This window comes from Aeromonas sp. 25-248, assembly GCF_053005425.1.
The window spans coordinates 1-22,461 of record NZ_JBRKTB010000025.1; the positions used below are offsets into that span (position 1 = coordinate 1).

The 22,461-nt window shown below is 60.9% G+C and carries 21 protein-coding genes; 10 read left to right on the plus strand and 11 right to left on the minus strand.

From position 1 onward, the window contains the following. The first annotated feature begins 319 nt into the window (after nt 1-319). Complete coding sequence (locus tag ACVDHI_RS20470; protein WP_213320887.1) at nt 320-952, plus strand: LysE family translocator; 633 nt, start codon at nt 320-322, stop codon at nt 950-952. Between the two features lie 82 nt (nt 953-1,034). On the opposite strand, the gene fis is transcribed toward ACVDHI_RS20470, so the two are convergent. Together fis and dusB are read right to left on the minus strand one after the other, a co-directional pair. Then, on the minus strand, nt 1,035-1,331 hold the full coding sequence (gene fis / locus ACVDHI_RS20475; protein WP_005309538.1) for a DNA-binding transcriptional regulator Fis: 297 nt from the start codon (nt 1,329-1,331) through the stop codon (nt 1,035-1,037). A 25-nt stretch (nt 1,332-1,356) separates the two neighbouring features. Further along, the gene (dusB, locus tag ACVDHI_RS20480; RefSeq protein WP_010675552.1) at nt 1,357-2,322 is read right to left on the minus strand and encodes a tRNA dihydrouridine synthase DusB; all 966 of its coding nucleotides are present in this window, start codon (nt 2,320-2,322) and stop codon (nt 1,357-1,359) included. A gap of 290 nt (nt 2,323-2,612) precedes the next feature. Between dusB and ACVDHI_RS20485 the strand changes: the two genes are divergently transcribed. The 4 genes from ACVDHI_RS20485 (at nt 2,613) to ACVDHI_RS20500 (ending at nt 7,423) form a co-directional block, all read left to right on the plus strand. After that, nucleotides 2,613-4,019 carry a TolC family protein gene (locus ACVDHI_RS20485; RefSeq protein ID WP_010675551.1) on the plus strand — a complete coding sequence of 469 codons (1,407 nt, stop codon included), beginning with the start codon at nt 2,613-2,615 and terminating at the stop codon, nt 4,017-4,019. A gap of 73 nt (nt 4,020-4,092) precedes the next feature. Then, nucleotides 4,093-5,097 carry an HlyD family secretion protein gene (locus tag ACVDHI_RS20490; RefSeq protein ID WP_080767988.1) on the plus strand — a complete coding sequence of 335 codons (1,005 nt, stop codon included), beginning with the start codon at nt 4,093-4,095 and terminating at the stop codon, nt 5,095-5,097. Next, complete coding sequence (locus ACVDHI_RS20495; protein ID WP_183148885.1) at nt 5,097-6,233, plus strand: ABC transporter permease; 1,137 nt, start codon at nt 5,097-5,099, stop codon at nt 6,231-6,233. Before ACVDHI_RS20490 ends, ACVDHI_RS20495 begins: the two co-directional genes overlap by 1 nt. Further along, nucleotides 6,230-7,423 (plus strand): ABC transporter permease, encoded by a 1,194-nt coding sequence (locus ACVDHI_RS20500; RefSeq protein ID WP_102949205.1) that lies wholly within the window; start codon nt 6,230-6,232, stop codon nt 7,421-7,423. The genes ACVDHI_RS20495 and ACVDHI_RS20500 overlap by 4 nt, the downstream gene beginning before the upstream one ends. A 56-nt stretch (nt 7,424-7,479) precedes the next feature. On the opposite strand, the gene ACVDHI_RS20505 is transcribed toward ACVDHI_RS20500, so the two are convergent. The 3 genes from ACVDHI_RS20505 to ACVDHI_RS20515 all read right to left on the minus strand — a co-directional run bounded on the left by ACVDHI_RS20505 (nt 7,480) and on the right by ACVDHI_RS20515 (nt 9,844). Then, a complete protein-coding gene (locus tag ACVDHI_RS20505; RefSeq protein WP_447212468.1) occupies nt 7,480-8,115 on the minus strand; it encodes an SDR family oxidoreductase in 636 nt (211 codons plus the stop codon). 127 nt (nt 8,116-8,242) lie between these two features. Further along, the gene (locus ACVDHI_RS20510; RefSeq protein ID WP_103243669.1) at nt 8,243-9,097 is read right to left on the minus strand and encodes a DnaA ATPase domain-containing protein; all 855 of its coding nucleotides are present in this window, start codon (nt 9,095-9,097) and stop codon (nt 8,243-8,245) included. A gap of 72 nt (nt 9,098-9,169) precedes the next feature. After that, nucleotides 9,170-9,844, minus strand: a complete 675-nt coding sequence (locus ACVDHI_RS20515) for a DnaT-like ssDNA-binding domain-containing protein (protein WP_039041329.1) — start codon at nt 9,842-9,844, stop codon at nt 9,170-9,172. Nucleotides 9,845-10,119: 275 nt separating this feature from the next. On the opposite strand from ACVDHI_RS20515, the gene ACVDHI_RS20520 reads away from it, so the two are divergent. Continuing rightward, complete coding sequence (locus ACVDHI_RS20520) at nt 10,120-11,091, plus strand: response regulator (protein WP_029314797.1); 972 nt, start codon at nt 10,120-10,122, stop codon at nt 11,089-11,091. Nucleotides 11,092-11,161: 70 nt separating this feature from the next. On the opposite strand, the gene ACVDHI_RS20525 is transcribed toward ACVDHI_RS20520, so the two are convergent. The 3 genes from ACVDHI_RS20525 to ACVDHI_RS20535 form a co-directional block, all read right to left on the minus strand. Continuing rightward, on the minus strand, nt 11,162-12,559 hold the full coding sequence (locus tag ACVDHI_RS20525; RefSeq protein ID WP_041212400.1) for a peptide MFS transporter: 1,398 nt from the start codon (nt 12,557-12,559) through the stop codon (nt 11,162-11,164). Between the two features lie 213 nt (nt 12,560-12,772). Next, on the minus strand, nt 12,773-13,684 hold the full coding sequence (gene galU / locus ACVDHI_RS20530; protein ID WP_041212401.1) for a UTP--glucose-1-phosphate uridylyltransferase GalU: 912 nt from the start codon (nt 13,682-13,684) through the stop codon (nt 12,773-12,775). A gap of 94 nt (nt 13,685-13,778) precedes the next feature. Beyond that, entirely contained in the window at nt 13,779-14,096 is a 318-nt protein-coding gene (locus ACVDHI_RS20535; protein ID WP_041212402.1) for a ComEA family DNA-binding protein, read from the minus strand. Between the two features lie 164 nt (nt 14,097-14,260). On the opposite strand from ACVDHI_RS20535, the gene cysQ reads away from it, so the two are divergent. Then, the gene (gene cysQ, locus ACVDHI_RS20540) at nt 14,261-15,031 is read left to right on the plus strand and encodes a 3'(2'),5'-bisphosphate nucleotidase CysQ (protein ID WP_324063672.1); all 771 of its coding nucleotides are present in this window, start codon (nt 14,261-14,263) and stop codon (nt 15,029-15,031) included. 63 nt (nt 15,032-15,094) lie between these two features. Here cysQ and ACVDHI_RS20545 read toward each other — a convergent pair whose 3' ends face one another. The 3 genes from ACVDHI_RS20545 to ACVDHI_RS20555 form a co-directional block, all read right to left on the minus strand. Further along, nucleotides 15,095-15,391 (minus strand): YciI family protein, encoded by a 297-nt coding sequence (locus tag ACVDHI_RS20545; protein ID WP_010675539.1) that lies wholly within the window; start codon nt 15,389-15,391, stop codon nt 15,095-15,097. 24 nt (nt 15,392-15,415) lie between these two features. Beyond that, nucleotides 15,416-15,967 (minus strand): septation protein A, encoded by a 552-nt coding sequence (locus ACVDHI_RS20550; protein ID WP_039041321.1) that lies wholly within the window; start codon nt 15,965-15,967, stop codon nt 15,416-15,418. A 105-nt stretch (nt 15,968-16,072) separates the two neighbouring features. Then, nucleotides 16,073-17,578: an aminotransferase class V-fold PLP-dependent enzyme gene (locus ACVDHI_RS20555; RefSeq protein ID WP_324063674.1), complete on the minus strand. Its 1,506-nt coding sequence runs from the start codon at nt 17,576-17,578 to the stop codon at nt 16,073-16,075. A gap of 191 nt (nt 17,579-17,769) precedes the next feature. Between ACVDHI_RS20555 and trhA the strand changes: the two genes are divergently transcribed. The 3 genes from trhA to ACVDHI_RS20570 form a co-directional block, all read left to right on the plus strand. Beyond that, on the plus strand, nt 17,770-18,402 hold the full coding sequence (gene trhA / locus ACVDHI_RS20560) for a PAQR family membrane homeostasis protein TrhA (RefSeq protein WP_039041319.1): 633 nt from the start codon (nt 17,770-17,772) through the stop codon (nt 18,400-18,402). Between the two features lie 121 nt (nt 18,403-18,523). Continuing rightward, nucleotides 18,524-20,185 carry a putative transporter gene (locus ACVDHI_RS20565; RefSeq protein WP_324063676.1) on the plus strand — a complete coding sequence of 554 codons (1,662 nt, stop codon included), beginning with the start codon at nt 18,524-18,526 and terminating at the stop codon, nt 20,183-20,185. Nucleotides 20,186-20,407: 222 nt separating this feature from the next. After that, a partial coding sequence (locus ACVDHI_RS20570; protein ID WP_324063678.1) for a retention module-containing protein occupies nt 20,408-22,461 on the plus strand: 2,054 nt, incomplete at its 3' end.

Here is a 22,461-nt window from a genome sequence, read left to right on the forward strand (position 1 = left end):
GCGAGAGTAGGACACTGCCAGGCACCCAATACAAGAAACCCCGCTCACTCGAGCGGGGTTTTTTATTGCCTGAAATTTATTTTTTAGATAATAAGTCTGGCTAATGCACAAAATCCAGTCTATTACATCGATAAACATTGCTATTCAGCCAGTATCACTGCCTTTCAAACGGCTCTATCTCTCTTTCTCACCTGGTTGAGCGTCAAGTATCTCCGGCTCAAACGCTATTCCCTTCCTTGATAATCACTATCGCCGGAAACGGGAGTGACAAGAACTTCAGGATCCATAGACTGTTTCTTTCATATACAAGGAGCTGTCTATGTTGGGGATCCACGATCTGGCGTTGTTTATCGTTTCTGGCCTGCTGTTGAACATGATGCCTGGGCCTGACTCCCTGCTCATCATGCTGCGCAGCGGCTCCCAGGGATGGCGTGCAGGGTCCATGGCGGCATTGGGTATCGGGACAGGTACCATGGTGCATGTGTTGGCGGCGGCGCTGGGGCTGTCTGCCCTGTTGAGTGCCTCCGCCGAGCTGTTTGCCGTCATCAAGCTGATGGGGGCGCTCTATCTGGTCTATCTCGGCGTGTCCATGCTCTGGCAGAGGAGTGGCACTTCAACGTCTGTGGATGGGGCTGTGGCGCTGCCTGCGCTCTCTTATGGGCGCATCTTTCGGCAGGGGTTGCTCACCAATGTCCTCAATCCCAAGGTGGCGCTCTTCTTTCTCGCTTTTGTGCCCCAGTTCATCGATCCCGCTTCACCGCAAAAGGCGATGGCATTCATCGTGCTGGGCTGCATCTTCAATCTCAACGGCATGATCTGGTGCCATCTGCTGGCGTTTTCCACCGCGTTTGCAAGCCGCAAGGTACGATTGCCCGCCCGGGTGGCCACCTGGCTGAATCGTGTGATGGGGGGGCTGTTCGTGGGGCTCGGTATCAAGCTGGCGGCGGAGTGAGCAGGTAAACTCCGGGCATAGAAAAAGGCGTATCCCATCGCTGGGATACGCCTTCGTCTGCACTGCAGCAGAATGACCGGGATCAGTTCATGCCGTAACGCTTGAGTTTCTTGCGCAGGGTGCCGCGGTTGATGCCCATCATCACGGCGGCGCGAGTCTGGTTGCCACGGGTGTACTGCATGATCACGTCCAGCATGGGAGCTTCGACTTCGGAGAGAACCATATCGTACAGATCAATCACTTCCTGACCGTTCAACTGGGCCAGGTAGTTACGCAGGGCCTGTTGCACAGAGTCACGCAGGGGGCGTTGGGTCGGCTCGGCAGCGTGATTGTGAGTAGTTGTTACCAATGCATCAGAAGTCAGGGTTTGTTCGAACATATTCGGTCGGCTCTTTAGTTATGCGTTAACCTAATCCATCGAAATACGCTTCGAGTGCCTCGAGTTGTGCGTCTGCACAATCCAGGGCATTGAAGTGCTTACGGAATTCTCGGCCCGCCTCTTCTTCATCCAGATACCAGCCCACGTGTTTACGGGCAATGCGCGCTCCCAGATAGGCACCGTAAAACTGGTGCAGATTGGTGACATGCTCGTTCATCAGGGTGCGAACCTCTTCCCTGTCGGGAGGCGGCAGCTTGGTGCCCGTTTCAAGAAAATGGCGGATTTCCCGGAAAATCCAGGGTCGTCCTTGCGCAGCACGGCCGATCATCACGGCGTCGACACCGGTATAGTCGAGGACATACCGGGCTTTCTCCGGGCTATCGATGTCGCCATTGGCGACAACAGGAATCGATACGGCCTGCTTAATCGCCCTGATAGTGTCGTACTCCGCTTCGCCCTTGTAGAGGCAGGCACGGGTACGACCATGCACGGCAAGGGCCGCGATACCGCAATCTTCGGCGATTCGGGCGATCTCCTCGCCATTGCGGTTATCCGGATCCCATCCTGTGCGGATCTTCAAGGTGACAGGTACTTCCACCGCATCCACCACGGCCCGGCAGATGGATCTGACCAGGTCTGGCTGACGCAGCAGGGCGGAACCTGCCAGCTTCTTATTCACTTTTTTTGCCGGACATCCCATGTTGATGTCGACGATCTGAGCGCCCTGCTCCACGTTGTAGCGGGCAGCAAACGCCATCATCTCGGGGTCGGCACCGGCAATCTGGACCGATCGCAAGCCGCCTTCAGCAGAGTGATCCATTCTCATCCGGGTTTTCTGGGTATCCCAGACATCCGGGTTGGCCAGCAGCATCTCGGAAACGGCCATACCGGCTCCCAAACGTAAACAAAGTTCACGAAATGGTCGGTCTGTTACACCGGCCATGGGGGCCACGATCAGGGGAGTTTCAAGCGTGTGGGGACCTATCTGCATTCCACGGTTACCATCGGCTTAGGGCGGCGTATATTACGCATTTTTTAGTCAGGAGAAAAGGTTAGTATTTGAGCGTCAGCCATTTTTTTCTGAAAAAAACGTCGCGCCAAGGCTTGCAAATTCAGGAGTGCTTGAAAATCGGACATATTGTCTGTGACCATGGTCAGGAGGGCGCGAGTGAGGGGGATGGTGATTTGTGAGTCTCCCTCTCAAGCCGGTTTAGGCTATGATAGCGGGCCTGAATTGAGCAAAGACTCTACACAATTTTATTACAAACGGATCGGGGATGTATGACGGCAAAGTTCATCAAATCGCTCTGCCCATGCCTGCTGGGTGTCGTGCTGGGGTCGGCCCAGGCGCAGACGGTCAGCTTTACCGAGGCCTGGAGCCGGGTCATCCAGCAGGATGACGGCTTGGCGGCAGAGCAGGCCGGGGTGGAGCGGGCCCAGCAACTGCGGGAGGCGGCCAAGGCCATGTACCTGCCCAAGGTGGATGTGGGGGCCAGCTATACCCATCTCGATCAGCCGATGGAGCTGGACATGCTGGATCTTAACCCCATCGCCAATCATCCGGAATTCGGCAAGGTGCTGGGGCCCGTGATGCAGGCGCTCAACCTCAGCCCGAGCGATTTTGTCACCCCCCTCACCAAGCAGAACGTGGTGACCAGTTCGGTCAAGATGCTATGGCCGCTCTTTACCGGCGGGCGCATCGATGCGGCCCAGGATATTCGTCAGGCCCAGGTGAGCGAGGCTGAGCAGTTGCTGGTGCTCAAACAGCAGTCGACCTTCGAGAGCCTCTCCCAGACCTACTTCGGGGTGGTGCTGGCGGCGCAGGTGGTGCAGACCAAGCAGGAGATCGAGCAGGGACTGGCACACCATCTGGATCATGCCAAGAAGCTCGAAGCCCAGGGGCAGATCGCCAAGGTGGAGCGCCTGTCGGCCCAGTCTGCCTATGACAGGGCACGCATCGATACCCAAAAGGCCAGGCGCAGCCTGGAGATCGCCCAGCTGGCGCTCGGCCACATGCTCAAGCTCAAGCAGGCTGAGCCCAATACCGCCCTCTTCATCAACGAAGGGATGCCAGCCTTGTCTCCCTTCGTGGAGGAGACCCTGTCGGTGCATCCCGGCCTCAAGCTGTTGACGGCCAAGAAGGAGCAGGCCCAGGGGATGATCAAGCTGGAGAAGGGCAAATACGCCCCCGAGCTCTTCCTGTTCGGCAACTACAACCTCTATGAAGATGATTCCATCGTCTCCAAGACCACACCGGACTGGCTGGTCGGTGTCGGGGTCAGCATGCCGCTGGTGAGTCGTGATGGCCGCTCCGAGACAGTCCAGGCAGCCAAGAGCGCCGAACTCCAGGTCAACCTGCTGCAAGCCAAGACCCGCCAGGATCTGGAGCTGCTGGTCGAGAAGACCTGGCGCGAGGCTGCCCAGGGACTGGAGGAGTATCACTCTCTCTCCTCGACCCAGGCGCTGGCCGAGGAGAACGTGCGGTTGCGTGACAAGGCATTCGGTCAGGGGCTCTCCACTTCCCTCGATGTGGTCGATGCCCAGACCCAGCTTGCCGGGGTCAAGACCCAGCGCGCCGCCGCCGCCTATCAATACGTGATCTCCCTGGCCCGCCTGTTGGCACTCTCCGGTCAGATGAACAGTTTCAACCAGTATCAGCATGGCCAGGCGATCGAGGTGAACTCATGATCGCGCGCTCTTCCACTCCGTTATTCATGTCCGTTTCGACCGTCAAGGGTCGCCCGTTTGCCGAGGTGAATTCATGAGTCATCCCCCCATCAAGAAGAAGATGAGCCAGGGCAAGCCTTGGCTGCTGCCACTGGCGCTGGTATTGCTTGTGCTCTGGCTGGGCTGGCGCTTCTGGCTGGCCTATCAGCCGGAGCCGGTGCGTCTGCAGGGGCAGATAGAGGCGCAGCAGTATTCGGTCTCTTCCAAGGTGGCGGGCCGCATCGACGAGGTGCTGGTGAAGAAGGGGGATCAACTGGCCAGGGGCCAACTGGCGTTCACTCTGGCGAGCCCGGAGATCGAGGCCAAGCTGAGTCAGGCCAAGGCCGGGCAGGCCGCGGCGGGTGCCATGGCCGAAGAGGCCGAGAAGGGGGCGCGAGTGCAGCAGATCGCGGCCGCCAAGGATCAGTGGCAACAGGCCAAGGCGGCTGCCCTGCTTCATGGCAAAACCTACGAGCGCATTGCCAGCCTGCATCGGGATGGCGTGATGTCGCTGCAAAAGCGTGACGAGGCCTGGACGGCCTGGCAGGCGGCGAAGTACAGCGAGGGCATGGCCTGGCAGCAATACCAGATGGCGCTGGAAGGGGCGCGGGAAGAGACCAAGATAGCGGCCCGCGAGCAGGCCAAGATGGCGGCTGGCGGCGTGGCGGAAGTGGAAGCCTATCTGGCCGATACCCGCATCGCCAGCCCACACGAGGGGGAAGTTGCCCAGGTGCTGTTGCGTAGCGGCGAGCTGGCTCCCCAGGGCTTCCCCGTGGTGACCTTGCTCGACATGAAGGATGCCTGGGCCCAGTTCCATGTCCGTGAGGACCTCTTGCCAAGGTTCCCGGTCGGTACCGAGTTTGATGCCCGTATTCCCGGCCTGGGGGATCAGCTGGTGCGCTTCAAGGTGACCCATGTGGCCGTGATGGGGGATTTCGCCACCTGGCGTGCCACCGACACCCGCCAGGGGTTCGACATGAAAAGCTTCCAGGTGGAAGCGCGCCCCTTGCAGCCGGTTGACGGGCTGCGGGTCGGCATGAGCGTGCTGGTCGAGCTCTGATGGGACGCGAATGGCGGTTGCTCTGGCAGGACCCGTTCGGCCGGGCGCTGGCGAGCTGGGTCCCCTTGCTGCTGATAGGGATCCTGTGCTGGATCTTTTCAGCCGGCCTGGCGCGGGATCTCAAGGTCGGTCTGGTGGATCTGGATCGCAGCACCCTCTCCCGACAACTGGCGTTCTCTCTCGATGGCTCCGCCGGGCTCAAGGTCGCCCAGCAGTTTGATTCCATCGACGCAGGGGCCAGGGCACTGCGAGGGGGGGACATCTATGCCCTGGTGGTGATCCCCTATCACCTGGAGCGGGATGCCCGCGAGGGGACCCAACCCAGGGTGACCGTGTTCAACAATGGCCAGTTCATCCTGATTGCCAAGCTGGTCAACTCCGCACTGGCCCAGGTGGTGGGGACGCTCAATGGCCAGGTAGGGGTGTTGGAGGCCATGGCCGACGGCAAGACGCTGCCCGGTGCCCTGGGACAATCCGTACCCATTGCGAGCCAGGTTACCGCGCTCTACAACATCAATTCCAGCTACGCCCAGTTTCTGCTGAGCGCCCTGCTGCCTGCGGTGTGGCAGATCCTGGTGGTGCTCTATGGCCTGAACGCCCTGGCCCGCACCGATCGCCTCGGGTTGGACTGGACCACCAGAGGGGTCTGGTTCGGCCTCTGGCGTACCCTGCTACCCCATGTGCTCATCGGCTGGGGGTGGGGTCTGGCGTGGAGTCTGCTGCTGTTCAAGGGGCTTGGGTACCCCATGCAAGGCAGTTGGCTGGTGCTGACGGCGGGGCTGGGACTGGCGTCGGCCGCTTGCGTCACCATGGGGGCCTTCTTCTACGCCATCATCCGGGATCCGGCGCGGGCTCTGTCGCTGGCGGGGGCTTACACGGCTCCCGGTTTCGCCTTCATGGGGGTCACCTTTCCGGTCAGCGCCATGGGTGATGTGGCCCAGTTCTGGCGCAGCCTGCTGCCCATCTCCCACTATGTGGAGCTGCAGATCGGGCAAACCAACTACGGTCAACCGTTGACGGCGGCCCTGCCCCAGCTCGGGGCCCTGCTGCTGTTTCTGCTGCCCCTGCTGCTGGTGGTACACCGCTACCGGACGCCGTCGGGCGCGGCCCTGCCCCATGAGGAGTCCAGGCCATGATGGGATTCTGGGATCTGGTGCGCCTTGAGCTGCGCACCCTCTTGGCGGATCGCGCCATCATGCTGACCCTGTTTGGCGGCGTCTTCTTCTACTCCTTCCTCTACCCCCAGCCCTACCTGCACCAATTGCCCAGGGAAGAGCCCGTGGTGGTGGTCAACGAGGATGGCAGCCAGCTCTCCCGCCAGCTGGAGTTCATGGCCGATGCCACGGCGCAGGTGAAACTGGTGGCCCGTGCCGGTTCGCTCGACGAGGCCCGCCAGATGATGCTGACCGGCAGGGCGAGCGGCATTTTGCACATTCCCCGCCACTTCTATCGGGATCTGATGCTGGGCAGGAGCGTGACCCTGGGTTATGCCGGAGATGCCTCCTACTTCCTGGTCTATGGCACCATTGCCGAAGGGCTGGCCCAGGCGGGGGGCACGCTCGCCGCCCAGGTGAAGGTGGCCAGGCTGCTGAGCCAGGGCGAGGCGCTGCCCCAGGCCGCCATGGGCTGGAACGCGGTGGCCCTCAATGTGCTGCCGGTATTCAACCCCACCATGGGCTATGTGAACTACGTGGTGCCTGCGGTATTCGTGCTGATCCTGCATCAGGTGTTGCTGATGGGGACCGGCATCCTGGGGGCGACCCAGAACCAGCGCAGCCGCCGTGGCGAGTCAGGCTACTGGCAACATGCCCCCGTGCCGGCCTTGTTGCTGGCCCGCACCCTGGTGGTGGGGGCTCTTTTCGTCCTTCCGGTGACCTACTTCTTCGGCTTCTGCTTCGATCACTACGGTATTGCCCGCACCGCTGTACCCGGCGAACTCTGGCTCTTTACCCTGCCGTTCCTGCTGGCCACCACCTGGCTCGGGATCGTGCTCGGCGCTCTGTTCACCCGCCGTGATCTGCCGACTCAGGTGGTACTTGTCTCCTCTTTGCCGCTGGTCTTCCTGGCCGGCTTTATCTGGCCCCTTGAGCTCATCCCAGCCCCCCTCAACTGGCTGGCCCAGTGGGCACCGAGCACGCCGGCCATCGAGGGATTCCTGCGCCTCAATCAGATGGGGGCCGACTTTGCCCAGGTCTCCCGCTACTGGTGGCAGTTGTGGGGACTGGCGCTGCTGTATGGCGCTCTGGCGTGCTGGTTGCTCCGCTGGCGTCAACCGTGCCCTGCAACGCGGCCGGATGATGGGGCGACAGCGTCTTCCACCGACTAGGCCCCTTGCAACAACACGGTCAGCCACTGGGCTGACCGTGTTGCCATTCACAGGGATCATGGCTGACTCAGACCCGGATCGCCGATGGCATAGATCTGGCCGCACGCCTCCTGGTCGGTGAGCAGTTGCAAACCCCGTATCGCCACATCCTGGCGCCTGACCAGGCCATGCCTCTCTTGCCCCTGGCTCAGGATGGCCTGACCCGTGGGCTCCCCATCCTGCAACCCTGCGGGGCGTAAAATGGTCCACTCAAGGGTGCTTGTCTGCAGCCAGCTTTCCGCCAGGCTCTTGAGGCGTACCTCGTGTCCGAAGGCGGCGCGAGCCCGCTCGGGCAGGTATTGCCAGCTGTCGCCACAACCGAGGGAGGTGACCAGCAGCAGGCGGCTGAGCCCGGCGCGCTCCATCTCGTCGATCACATGGCGGTTGCCCTGATAATCCACCGGTGCACTCTGGCGAAAGCCGCCTAGGGTGGAGACTACCCGGGCATCCCTGCCCGCCAAGCGGCAAGCCTGGGCCACGGCCAGGGGGTCCAGGGCATCCCCGATGACGACCTCTACTCCCAGGGTATGCAGCTCGCTGGCCATGTCGGCATGGCGCACCAGGGCAACAACCCTGTGGCCCAGTTGCAGTGCGTGGTCGGTGAAAGCGCGGCCCAGTCCGCGACTGGCACCGAAGATGAGTGTGGTTGGCATGACAGGCCCTCTCGAACAAAAGAGCAAGCCTAGAGCCTGGATGGATCTCTGTAAATGAGAGTAGTTTTTATTTGTGAGGTGCAGGGGATATGAAGGGCCGGACATCAGGGACGCCGGCCCGACGGGATCAACCGTTGTAATGGCCGATGCTGGGACGGCGGCTGGGTCCGCTCAGGTGGATGTCCACCGGATTGAACGCCTTGATCGCCTCATAGCTGAAATCACCGATGGCCTGATGCAGGCTCTGGGGGCTGTGGTTGGTGATGATGATGACGCTTTTGGACAGGTTGCGACGACGGCGCAGCAGGTGGCCGAGGAAGCTGGACTGACTCTCCGCCATCTTGGCGCGGTTGGCTGCCACCTCGTCGATGATCAGCAGGTCCACCTCTTCCAGGGCGCGGCGGTACTGGTTGCGCTCCTCCTGATCCTGGATGACGTTGAAGAAGAGCCTGTCCACGATGGAGGCCCACTGCTGGAAGATCACCGACTTCTGATGGCGCGCGATCAACTCGTGGGCCACGGCGCCCGCCAGGGTGGATTTGCCGGTGCCGTAATCGCCGTAGATCAGCATGCAGCCCCCGCCGCTCTTCTCCCAGTGCTCGAAACCGCTGATGAAGTAGCGGGCCGTTTCGATGGGGTATTGCAGGGCCGGGTCACCGGAATCCATCTTGTCGAAGATCCAGTCCGGATTGAGGTCGGCCTGGGCGATCAGCTTCTGGATCCGCTCCTGGCGGGCGGCCTTCTGCAATTCGCGCACTTCGGCATTGGCCTTGGCGTCGTACTCCTTGCGCAGGGTCTCGTAGTCGTACTGGCTGCCGCCAGTTGCGGCCCGCAGTCGGAGAATACGTTCCTGCAGGCTGCTGACGTGACGCTTGAGCTCGGGATCATGAGCCCGTTGCTCCTGTCTCGCTTTGGCGATTTTCTGGCGTTTGGCCTCGATCTCTTCCAGTGCCTGGCGCATCGGGTCGTGCGGATCTGTCATGGAATTCTCCTTCTGCTAGGGCTGTGGCTGGATGGGCAGGGGGTCAATAGTGCACTTCGTGGCAGCCTGGTATCAATCATTCTCCGGCTCCTGAGCTTGTGCCAGCCGTTTGGCCTCATCGATCATCTCTTGCGCCCGGCGGCTCGGGCCAGCCTCTACCGGGGCTGGCGCGACCTGCTGGTACCCGGTGACCACGGTCGCCGGGCGGCGGGCATAGCGCCGACTCTTGAGGGCCCGAATAAATTTCAACATCCACTGGTGCTGGGAGTCGAACACCTCGGGGCGGCCGAGCCAGTAGGCGATGAACTCCCCGAGATCCTCTTCGCTGTAGCTGGCATCGATCACCCCGCACAGGCGTGCGAGAGCAGGCAGTTCTTCGTCCGGACGCCACTGCAGGTGCATCTGGAACGGGCGTGCCGGCAGGGGGCTGCGCACCCGCTGGCTCAGCAACGGCAACTGGAAAGGGCACTGGTGGTAGTGCTCACTGTCAGCCTGGGCCTCGACCTGAAGCAGTTCGGCCTCCATCAGCTCGTCGAGCAGTTCGGTCAGCTGGCGAGCGTTGACCTGATAGCTGAAACCACCGGGATTGCCCGGATCGACGACAGCCAGTGCCCGGCCAAGCTCGGGATAGTTAAGTCGGGCCAGCCGATTTTCCAGCACTAAGCGGCGCAGTTGCAGGGTATAGAGGCTGCGGGCCGGATGGGAGAGTCTGGGATGGGCGAGGGCGCTGTATTCGGCTGGCGTCATGGTCTGCTTCACGATCTGGAGTGGAGGGCATTATCCATCATGGCGGTGCCTCATACAATTCATGGTGCCGACCTGCGAGAGAACGGCTGTCGGGCGACGGTTGCCGATCATCTCTGCGCAAGGGGGCGAGCAAAATAGTCGGACCATTTCAAACGCTTGGCAGATATCAAGGCCAGCCCGGCTCGCTGCTCGACAATATTGTGTGGCGGTATCCAGCGCCCATGATCTAGTCTTAATGCTCAAATAACCATTTGACTAATAAGAGCTTTGTCAAGATGTCAAAAGCCGGACTACGGATCTTGGTGGTAGAAGACGAAGCGGTTTTTCGCCACTCACTGGTATCTTATCTCGAGCACGACGGGGCCTGCGTCTTTCAGGCAGAAGACGGGATTGAGGGGCTCTCTGCCGCAGCGCTCTATCACCCCGATGTGGTGTTGTGTGATCTGAACATGCCAAACATGGATGGTCATGAGGTGATTGCCTGCCTCACCGCCCGCTATCCACAGGTGCCCGTCATCGTCATCTCCGGTCAGGATCAGATGGCTGCGATCGAGCGTGCGCTGCGGGCGGGGGCCAGGGACTTCTTCATCAAACCGGTGAATGACTATGAGCAGATCCGCCGCAGCATCGAGCAATGCCTGACAAACCTCGGGCATCAGAGCCAGCAACTGGAGCTGATGGAGCACATCGACTTTTTCCGTGGCCACGATCTGGCGAGCAGCCGGCTGCTCGCCTGGCTGGCCCCCCCTGGCATGCAGGAGTGGGGACCCTGGCAGGTCACTTTTGCCGGCATGGGCAATCTCTTCATCCCGGATACCTTCAAACTGGACGACAAGCTGCTGGTACTGGTGATGGAATTGCCCATCCTCGGTGTGGATGCGGCCTTCTGTGGTGCCTTGGTGCGATCCCTGATGAACGGCCCCTATCGCCAATACCAGCAACAAGAGAGCCTTCTGTTGACCCAGCCACACCGATTGCTGGATTACCTCAATCTGCAACTGCTGGAGTCGGGCCTGCGTCACTCCTTTGCCATGGCGGCCCTGCTGTTCGATCAGGAGGATGGGCTGCTTTTTGCAAATGCCGGGCTCACCTCACCTCACTGGTTGATGCGTGCAGGGGGGTTGCCGCTCGGCTTGATGCGCAGCAGTCGCTACACGTTGCACAGGCGAAGCTGGCACGAGCCCTTTGATCTGCAGTTTCGCAGTGACAGCGGCAGCGCCCTGACGATGCAGGTTCGTCACCACTGACGCAGTGAAGTGAACACATGCAAACAGGGCGCCCATGGGCGCCCTGTTTGGTATCTGCTCTCCTGACCGGTCAAACGGTCGCGGACTGCAGTTTCTGCTCTTGTTCTTCGGGCTCTTTGGCCGGGCCTTCGGCACCGTGCATCCAGTAGACCAGGCGGTTGGCCATGGTCAGCAGGATGAGGGCGCTGATCACGGCGGCCAGTGCGATGCCACCGAAGATGGCCATGGCACCGGACTCGCCGACGAAGGAGCCGATGAAGCCGGCGGCATAGTTGGCCAGGGCCACGAAACCGAACCAGGCACCCATCATCAGGGAGGCCAGGCGCAGCGGAGCCAGCTTGGTCACCATGGAGAGACCGATGGGAGAGAGGCAGAGCTCGCCCAGGGTATGGAACAGGTAGGCACCGACCAGCCAGAACATGGAGGTCTTGACAGCCTGATCACCACCTTGCTCCAGCACGGCACCGATCATGAACAGGAAGCCGACGGCCAGGAACAGCAGGCCCATGGCGAATTTCACCGGGGAGTTCGGTTCTTTCTTGCCGAGCTTGATCCAGATGGCGGCCACGACAGGGGCCAGGGTGATGATGAAGAAGGGGTTCAGGGACTGGAACCAGGCTGTCGGCACTTCGAAGCTGCCGATCATGCGGTCGGTATACTCCTGGGCATACAGGTTCATCAGACCACCGGCCTGCTCGAAGCCGGCCCAGAAGATGATGGTGAACAGGCCCAGTACCAGGATCACCTTGATGCGATCCACTTCCTGTTTGGTCAGGGGCGCTTTTTGCTCCTTGGAGCGCTGCAGAGCGGCACGCTGGGCGGCGGGCACACGGCCGATGTCGCCAAGGAAACGCTGGGCCATGGTGGCCTGCACGACCAGGGAGAGCAGCATGCCGATACCGGCGCTGACGAAGGCGGCTTGCCAGCCATAGGCGGTGGCGGCGGCGCCGCAGATCACGCCGGCCAGCAGGGAGCCCAGGTTGATGCCCATGTAGAAGATGGTGAAGGCGCCGTCACGACGGTGATCCCCTTCTTTATACAGGTCGCCCACCATGGTGGAGATGTTCGGTTTGAACAGGCCGTTGCCCACGATCAGCAAGCCAAGGCCGGCATAGAAGACGGTGTTGACCATGTCAGGGAACATGGCGTGAGGCAGTGCCAGGGTAAACTGGCCGGCGGCCATCAGCACGGCACCAAACAGGATGGCGCGTCGCTGGCCCAGGAAGGTATCGGCGAGCCAGCCGCCGATGATGGGGGTGATGTAGACCAGACCGGTATAGATGCCGTACAGCTTGAGGGCGTCGGCCTGGGTCCAGCCCATGCCACCGTTGGCGGTCAGGTCGGTCAGATAGAGGACGAGCACGGCACGCATGCCGTAATAGGAGAATCTCTCCCACAGTTCGGTACTAAAGAGCAAAAAAAGCCCTTTAGGGTGACCTAAAAAGGTCCCTTTGGACGGGTTATTCATTGGAACTTCCACCTGTGTCTTATATTTTTTTAGAAATTTTATGCAAGGGCTAGGAACAAGCCTTAATCCTTATAGAACAAGCGACTTTAAATTACAATATTATGATTTAGCGATATTTTATCTATCAATGGTTGAATATTTGTTTATAAAATGAAAAAGGGCATCGAATGATGCCCAGTTTTTTATTCTGCTTATCTTGTAAATATTCAGAGATTACAGCTCTTTGGCAAACTGCTTCAGCCAGCTGGTGAATTCTTTGCTAAGTTCCCGATGGCGCACGGCGTATTCCACATTGGCCTTCATGTAACCGAGCTTGCTGCCGCAATCGTGGCTGCGTCCCTTCATGAAGTAGGCATTGACCTGCTCCTTTTCCATCAGCATGGCGATGGCATCGGTCAGCTGGATCTCGTCGCCGGCGCCGGCCGGGGTTTTTTCCAGCAAGGGCCAGATATTGGCCGAGAGCACATAGCGACCGACCACGGCCAGGTTGGACGGGGCTTCATCCCGGGGCGGCTTCTCGACGATGGCCTGCATCGGCAGGGACATGCCTTCGCTCAGGGCCTCCCCCTTGATGTCGGCGATGCCGTATTTGTCCACTTCGCTCTCGGGGACGGCTTCCACCATGATCTGGCTGATCTGCTCCTCTTCGAACAGATGCACCATCTCCGCCAGGTTGTCCTGCTTCAGATCGCTGGCCACCTCGTCGATGAGCACATCCGGCAGCAGCACGGCGAAGGGTTGATCCCCGATGAGGGGACGGGCACACAGTACTGCATGACCCAGGCCTTTTGCTTCCCCTTGACGCACGTGCATGATGGTGACGTCTTTGGGACAGATGTGCTGAACCTCTTCCAGCAGTTGGCGCTTGACCCGCTTCTCCAGGGTCGCCTCCAGCTCGAAGCTCTTGTCGAAGTGGTTCTCGATGGAGTTCTTGCTTGAATGGGTCACCAGGACTATCTCCTTGATGCCAGCGGCGATGGCTTCGCGCACCACATACTGGATCAGCGGCTTGTCGACCACGGGCAGCATCTCCTTGGGGATGGCCTTGGTGGCGGGCAGCATGCGGGTACCCAGACCGGCAACGGGGAGAACGGCCTTGCGAACAACGAGCGGTGTCTTTTTCATGGAGTGAGTCCGAAGATACAAAGTGGGCTCATGATACCCGAAGAAAAATAGGGCAGCCACAGGCTGCCCTTGGGGTGGCAGGGATTCAAACCGGTTACTTGACGATAATCATGTCCCGGTTTGCTTCCAGCGTGGCAGGTCCGATGCCACTGACGTCCGCCAGTTGATCGACGGAGGTGAACTTGCCCTGCTTCTCCCTGTGGTCGATGATGGCCTGTGCCTTCTTCTCGCCAATGCCCTTCAGGGCGGTGAGCTCGTCGGCACTGGCGGTATTGAGATTGATCTTGCCGCTCTCCTTGACTTGGGTGGTGGCCACAGGCTTGGTCGCCGCCTTGTCGGCGGCCAGCAGAGGTTGGCTCAACAGGGGGAGGCAGCCCAGCAGAAGTGCGGCGATCAGGGTCTTTCTGTTCATGGTCTCACGTCCTTATGTGGTGCCGTATGGCTATAGAAAGCTAGTCAAGATGCGCCACTTTTCGTCTGTTAGAATTAGCAGGGAATAACTCAGGCGAATCGGCTATAAGCCGAAGATACTCACTCGGTTACACTGACCAACCCTTTGAGCGAGAACTCTTTTCCATGTATCTACCCGCCATTTCCGAACTGGAGCCCATCGCCCGCGCCGCCGGTGAGGCCATCATGTCCATCTATAGACAGCCCTTTGCGGTGGAGTACAAGCAGGACGAGAGCCCGCTGACGGCGGCGGACAAGGGGGCCCACGAGGTGATCGTTCAGGCGCTGGCCCGTCTCACTCCCGATATCCAGGTGTTGTCGGAAGAGTCCTCCCCCGAGGTGATGGCTGCGCGACTCGGCTGGTCCCGCTATTGGCTGGTGGATCCTTTGGATGGCACCAAGGAGTTTGTCTCCCGCAACGGCGAGTTCACGGTGAATATCGCCCTGATTGAACAGGGGACCCCGCGCTGGGGGCTGGTCTATGCCCCGGTACTGGACAAGCTCTGGTATGGGGGCAAGGGGATTGGCGCCTGGCGTGTGGCTGATGGCAGGCACGAGGCCATCCAGACCCGCCCTCATGACGCTGGGCAAGTGTGGCGCGTGGTGGGCAGTCGCAATCACCTGTCGCAGGAGACACTCGAGTATCTGGCCCGTTTTGGCGAACTGGAGCGGGGCGAGATCGAGCTGGTTTCCATGGGCAGCTCTCTCAAGTTTTGCATCATTGCCGAGGGGGAGGCCGAGCTTTACCCGCGGCTCGCTCCGACCTGCGAGTGGGATACGGGGGCAGCTCAGGCGGTACTGGAAGGGGCGGGGGGCAGCGTCACCCAGCTCGATGGTTCGCCGCTTTGCTACAACAAGCCTGATATCCTCAATCCCTGGTTTGTGGCCAGGGCATGAGTCATCATCGGATACGAAAAGGCCGGACAGTGTCCGGCCTTTTTCTTGTCAGCCTCGATGGGCTCAGAAGACTTTCTTGAACGGTTTGATGGTCACCCTGGCGTAGACCCCTGCCGCGACATAGGGGTCCGCATCGGCCCAGGCCTGGGCGTCGGCCTGGCTGGCAAAGTCGGCGATGACGGTGCTGCCAGTGAAGCCCGCATCCGCCGGATCCTCGGCATCGATGGCCGGGTTGGGGCCGGCCGTCAGCAGTCGGCCCTCATCCTGCAAGGCTTGCAGGCGGGCCAGGTGGGCAGGGCGTGCCAGCTTGCGCTGGGGCAGGCTGCCCGCGACATCTTCGGAGTAGATCAGATACCACATGGAACAATCCCTTTCTGGTTGCGGTTATTTTTTCTGTTCTGCGTTCTGCTCGGCCGGCATGTGGCGATAGAGATAGACGCCGCTGAGCAGGGTGAAGACCAGGGTCATGCCTAGCAGGCCGAACACCTTGAAGTTGACCCACATCTCCTGGGAGAGGTTGAAGGCCACGTAGAGGTTGAGCAGACCGCACAGGGTGAAGAAGCCGACCCAGCCGAGATTGACGTTGTCCCAGACCCGGTCGGGGGCTTGGAGCTCCTTGGCCAGCATCTGCTTGATGAGGTTCTTGCCAAAGCCATAGCGGCCGATGAGCAGGGCGAGGGCAAAGAGCATGTTGATGACGGTCACCTTCCACTTGATGAAGGCATCGTCGTGGAAGAAGACGGTGAGGCCGCCGAAGAAACCGACCAGCACGAAGGTGAACAACTGCATCTTCTCGACCCGGCGATAGCGAAGCCAGCTGTACAGGAGTTGCAGGCCGGTGACGACCACCAGGGCGCCAGTGGCGGTGTAGATGTCGTAAAACTTGTAGACCGCGAAGAAGACGATCAGGGGGATGAACTCGATAAACTGCTTCATGCTGGGCTCTAACCTCAAAATTTCACTCAGTGTACCTGCCCGTCAGACAACGGCAAATGAATAAGACCGTCCATTCTGCAGGCAGTTCCTTCCCGGGGCGGCGGGTTACTCGAACAGCTGGCTGGCAATCTGGTTGCCAAGGCGCACCTGATCGTCCAGCAATGCGCGTATGTCTGCTTCCTCGATGAGGGGGTTGAGCAGGACGGCGCGCAGCAGCGTGAGTGGTTGCTCGCCATAGCAGGAGACTGCACGCTGGGTGCGTGAGACGAAGCTGTGCCCTTCGGCGCGCTGGGCTTTTTGCAGGGCGACGTTGAAGAGATTGATCTGTTCGTTGGCCGCCATATCGGGCACCTGACCTTGCAGGTGGGGCGGAATGCACCGGTAGGAGAGCAGGTTCATGACAGGTGCCGACATCAGCTCGAAGGCGGGGCTGGCGTCGATGAGCGCTGCCATTCGCCGCGCCCTGTCGTAGTTGGCGTCGATGAGTTGGGCATAACCCTGCTGTCCCAGCATCTGGAAGGCGGCATCCAGATAGAGCGCGTTGGCGGGACGGGTCCCCTCCAGAGTGAAGCGCCCCTGATCGAAGGAGGTGGCGCGGATGGCGTAGGGAGCCTCGCGCTTCACCGTCATCATCAGGTCCGGTTGGCGGCAGAGCAGCATGCCGGTACCGAGCGGGACCAGCAACTGCTTGTGACCGTCAAGGGTGACGGTATCGGCGTGCTCTATCCCCGTAAGCAATCCCTGATAGCGGGGCGAGAAGAGGGTCGGACCACCCCAGGCCGCGTCCACGTGGAAGTGGATTTGCTCGCGCCGGGCGATGGCGGCCAGTTCCGGCAGCGGGTCGACGGAGCCAAAATCCGTGCTGCCAGCCACGCCGACCAGCGCCAGCACCTTGAGCTTCTGCTCCCTGCATTGTTGAAAGGCCTGTTCCAGCGCCGCCAGACTGAGCCGGTTGTGCTCGTCGGTGTCGAGACGCCAGACGCTGCGAGCCCCGAGTCCCAGCAGGTCCATCCCCTTGTCGAAGGAGTAGTGCATCAGCCGCGAGCCCAGAATGACGGCGCCGCGATAGCCCTGCTCGGCGAGGGCGAACAGGTTGTCGCCACAGGCCCGGTTGCGGGCCAGCCAGAGAGCGGTGACGTTGGCGATGGTACCGCCACTGGTCATGACGCCGAGGGCTGCATCCTTGGCATGCATCTGGGCTGCATAGAAGGCGTCGTCCTCGCGGTAGACCAGACGGTGCAGTTTGGCCAGCACTTCCCGTTCCAGAAAGCTCAGCAAACGGGAGGACTCCATCTTCATCGGGTTCTGGTTGAGCATCACCAAGAGCCGGGAGAGCTCGGCGGTGAAGGCCGGCAGCGGCGCCGTCATGTGTCCCATGTAGCGGGGAGAGGTGAGGTGCGATGCCCCGGGTACCAGGGTGGCGAGCCGTGCCAGATAGTCCCGGGGAGAGATGCCGGTGGCGGGCATGCACGACTGATCGAGCTGGTGGGTGAAGTTGCCCCGCTGATAGGGGGCCTGACTGTCGTCGGAATGATGGAAATGCTCCAGCAGGGCCGTCATGGCCTTGCCGAAATCAGGATCCGGTTGTGTAAACAGTTCAGTGAGCTTCATCGGGTTCTCCAGACCAGATTGTCGGGCAGACGCGGCCATCCGCATGGGCGGCGTCGGCGGCAGAGCATACACCAAAGGGGCGGGGGGAACAGCCATCTCTGGCCCTCCCTCTCCTCGCGCCTTTATTTTCAGCTAACACTTGTAGCCTGAAACGTCGGCCGCTAGAGTGGGCCGGTAATGGGTTGGAGGTAATGATGGATGTGACGGGGTACTCCCCACGGGAAGAGTGGGCGAATCGCCTCAGCCATGGGCTGGGGCTGCTGCTGGGCGGACTAGGACTGGTCTTGCTGCTGCACAAGGGGTGGGATCAGGGGCCCAGGGTACTGCTGAGCTACGGCGTCTACGGTGCCAGCCTGGTATTGCTCTATCTCGCCTCGACGCTCTACCACAGCGTGAGCTCGGTGGCGGCCAGACGCTGGAGCAAGCTGTTCGATCACTGCGCCATCTATCTGCTGATCGCCGGCACTTATACCCCCTTCCTGCTGGTGGCGCTCGATACGCCGCTGGCGCAAGGACTGATGGTGGTGATCTGGGGGCTGGCCCTGGCGGGGGTCGTGTTCAAGCTGATCTTCATCAATCGTTTCAAGAAGGTGTCGCTATTTACCTATCTGATGCTGGGCTGGCTGTCGCTGGTGGTCATCTACCAGCTCTATCTGCATCTGGATGGTACCGGGCTCCTGCTGCTGGGGCTGGGTGGTCTCATCTACAGCCTGGGAGTGATCTTCTATGTGGCCAAGCGCATTCCCTACAACCACGCCATCTGGCACCTGTTTGTGCTGGGTGGCAGTCTGTGCCACTTCATGGCCATTTATGGCTACATCTGATGGCTAACCCTTAATTGGTATTTTTGTGCTCATGAAAGCCTGAATTCGTGCGGCACCCCACAGTTGCCCCCTTCGTTTGCTGACAAGCTAGTGCCAGTTCAGTTTGGAAAGGATGCAAACGATGAGTGAGATCGCGCTTTCCATCAGCATGCTGTCGCTGGTGGCAGTGCTGGGGCTCTGGCTGGGAAACTGGCGAGTCTATGGCGTGGGTTTGGGTATTGGCGGGGTGCTGTTCGGCGGCATCATAGTGGGCCACTTCGCCGGCTTGTCCGGGTTGAAGCTGGATGAGCAAACACTTCATTTTATTCAGGAATTCGGCCTGATCCTGTTCGTCTACACCATAGGCATCCAGGTCGGTCCCGGCTTCTTCTCCTCCTTACGCAGTTCGGGCCTCAAGCTCAATGGCTTCGCGACCCTGCTGGTTCTGCTCGGCTGCCTGGTGGCGGCAGCGTTGCACCAGCTGTTCGATGTACCGCTGCCGGTGATCCTCGGGGTCTTTTCCGGGGCAGTGACCAATACCCCGTCCCTGGGGGCTGGCCAGCAGATCCTGGCGGAGCTCGGGGCGGATCCTGGAACCACCGGTCTGATGGGGATGGGCTATGCGGTGGCCTACCCGTTCGGGATCTGCGGCATCCTGCTCACCATGTGGCTCATCCGGATGTTCTTCCACATCAAGATCGAGGAGGAGGCGGTCGCTTTCGAGCAGCAGGCTGGCAAGACCAAGGAGAGTCTGCAAACCATCAACATTGCCGTGCGCAATCCCAATATGCATGGCCTGATGCTCCGCGAGATCCCGAGTCTGGACGAGGCGGACGTCATCTGCTCCCGACTCAAGCGTGGCGACGAACTGATGGTGCCAAAGCCCGACTCGCGCATCGAACTTGGCGACCTGCTGCACCTGGTGGGGGAGCGCCATGCCCTGCACAAGGTGCTGCTGGTGCTTGGAGAGGAGGTAGACACCTCCCTCTCCACCCGCGGGACCGATCTGCGGGTCGAGCGGGTGGTGGTCACCAATGAGCAGGTGCTCGGCAAGCGGATCCGCGATCTCGACATCAAGCAGAAATACGATGTGGTCATCTCGCGCCTGAATCGGGCCGGCATCGAGCTGGTGCCGACCAGTCAGACCAGTCTGCAGTTCGGTGACATCTTGAACCTGGTGGGGCGGCTCGATGCCATCGAGGCGGTCACCAGCGTGGTGGGCAACGTGCAGCAGAAACTGCAGCAGGTGCAGATGCTGCCCGTCTTCATCGGCATCGGGTTGGGGGTATTGCTCGGATCCATTCCCTTCTACCTGCCGGGATTCCCGGCGGCGCTCAAGCTGGGGCTGGCAGGGGGACCGCTGGTGGTGGCGCTCATCCTGTCTCGTATCGGCAGCATCGGCAAGCTCTACTGGTTCATGCCGCCGAGCGCCAACCTGGCGCTGCGGGAAATAGGCATAGTGCTCTTCCTGGCGGTGGTGGGGTTCAAGTCCGGGGCCGGCTTCATCGACACCCTGATCAACGGCGACGGTCCCGCATGGATGATGTACGGTGTGGCAATCACCCTCATCCCGCTGCTGCTGGTGGGTGTGCTGGCACGCCATTATGGCAAGCTCAACTACCTCACGCTGTGCGGTCTGCTGGCCGGCTCGATGACGGATCCTCCCGCTCTGGCATTTGCCAACGGCATGCACCCCACCAGTGGTGCCAGCGCACTCTCTTACGCGACCGTCTACCCCCTGGTGATGTTCCTGCGGATCATCTCGCCCCAACTGCTGGCCATCCTGCTCTGGGCCGGTGTCTGACACCTCACAAGACGGGAGCCGATGAGGCTCCCGTCTTCGTTTTGTCACAATTGATGCTATTGATTTAATTAATTTTATTCATCTTAGGCGTCCCTTCGTTTTCACCCCGAAACCCGGCTTCATTTCGGTCTGTTCATTCGATTTTTCTCACTGGTTTATGGCCTGATAAACGGGCACATTGGAGGCTGGAGCAATATGCCCTTCGATATTTCAGGAGAAACCATGAGCAATCAGCGCATCGTATTGGATCAGGATGTCGTCGTTACCCACTTGCAAGGCAAAATGTATCTGGTCGCCGCCGACGGGAGCCAGAGACTCGTTGCAGAAGGCGATGTACTGCCCAAGGATGCGGTATTGCTTGCGCCCGAAGGGGCCAGCTTCCAGGGAGGGGAGACTACGTTCACCCTGGGTTCCGGCGAGCGCCCCGAAGAGGGTGACGCTGTGCTGGCGAACGCGGGTACGCCCGATGACATCGCCGCCTTGCAGCAAGCGATTCTGGACGGAACCGACCCCACCAAGGCATTCGAAGCGTCGGCGGCGGGTGGAGCCCCGGCCGCAGGCAATGCGGGGGGCGTGGCTGGTGCCAGCGGCAATGGCGGTTTCGTCACCATCGATCGTACCGGTGATGCAACCATCTCCAGCGCAGGCTTTGACAGCGCGAACCCGGCTGACGCGGCGCCGCTGGTGGATGCGCAAAGCAGTGAGGATGAGCTGGTCGACCTCACCGCTCCCGTCATCACCGTCTCTGCCCCAGACAACACCAACGATCGGACGCCGACCCTGACCGGTACCACGGATGCCCCCGCTGGCAGCACGGTGACTCTGGTGGTGACCGATGCCAACGGCAATCAGCAGACCCTGACCGCTACGGTACAACCGGATGGCAGCTTCAGCGTGGATGTCACCACACCGCTGGCCGAAGGGGGCTATCAGGTGACGGCCTCCGTGACCGATCCGGCCGGCAACACCGGCACCGCGACCGATGATGGCAGCGTGGACACTACGGCTCCGATCGTGACGGTGAATGCACCGGACAATACCAATGACAACACCCCGACCATCACGGGGACCACGGACGCCGCCCCCGGCAGCACGGTGACCCTGACGGTGACCGATGCCAACGGCAATCAGCAGACCCTGACCGCCACGGTACAACCGGATGGCAGTTACAGTGCGGATGTCGTGACGCCGTTGCCAGATGGGGGCTATGACGTGACTGCCAGCGTGACTGATCCTGCTGGCAACAGAGGCACGTCGAGCGACGATGGTAGCGTGGACACCACGGCGAACATCACGGTGAGCCTGGATGACGTGAACGCGGCCAATGTGGCCAACACGCCCATCAGCGGCACCTCCGATGTCGGCCCGAACCGCACCGTGACCCTGGTGATCAGCGATGCCACCGGTAAGAGCGTGACAGTCACTGCCGTCACCGATGCCGACGGCAACTACCAGACCCGCGCCGATCTGAGCGGGCTGGCGGATGGCAACCTGACCGTGGTGGCCAGCGTTACCGACGCGGCGGGCAACCCGGCCAGCGCCACCGACGACACTACCTTGCTCGATACCACTCCACCGAATGCCAGCATCACCCTGGATGGCAACATCACCCCTGACGATGTGATCAACGCGGCCGAGTCCAAGCAGGACATCGCCGTGACCGGTCGCGTGGGTGGCGACGTGAAAGAGGGCGACACCGTCACCCTGACCGTCAATGGCAAGGCCTTCACCGGTCTGGTCTTGGCCGACAAGACTTTCAGCATCAATGTGCCGGGTAGCGACCTGGTGGCCGATGGGGACAAGGTGATCGACGCCAAGGTGACCATCACCGACGCGGCGGGCAACAGCACCACGGCGGCCGATACCGAGGGTTACAGCGTCGACACCCAGGCCCCGAGCGTGGTGGTCCACATCGCCGACGACCAGCTGACCGTGGGCGAGACCAGCGACGTGACCTTCACCTTCAGCGAGAAGGTGACCGGGTTCGAGCTGGGCGACCTGACGGTAGAGGGCGGCACCGTGACCGGGCTGACCACATCCGATGGCGGCAAGACCTGGACCGCGACCTTCACTCCGGATGCGCACTTCACGGGCACCGCCAGCGTGACCGTGAAGGAGAACAGCTACACCGATCTGGCGGGCAACAAGGGGACCGGCGGCAGCGACAGTGCGGCCATCGACACCGAGGCGACCGGTGCCCCGACCGTGGTCATCACCGAAGACGTGAACAACGACGGCACCATCAGCAACACCGAGATCAGCGGCAAGGTGGACGT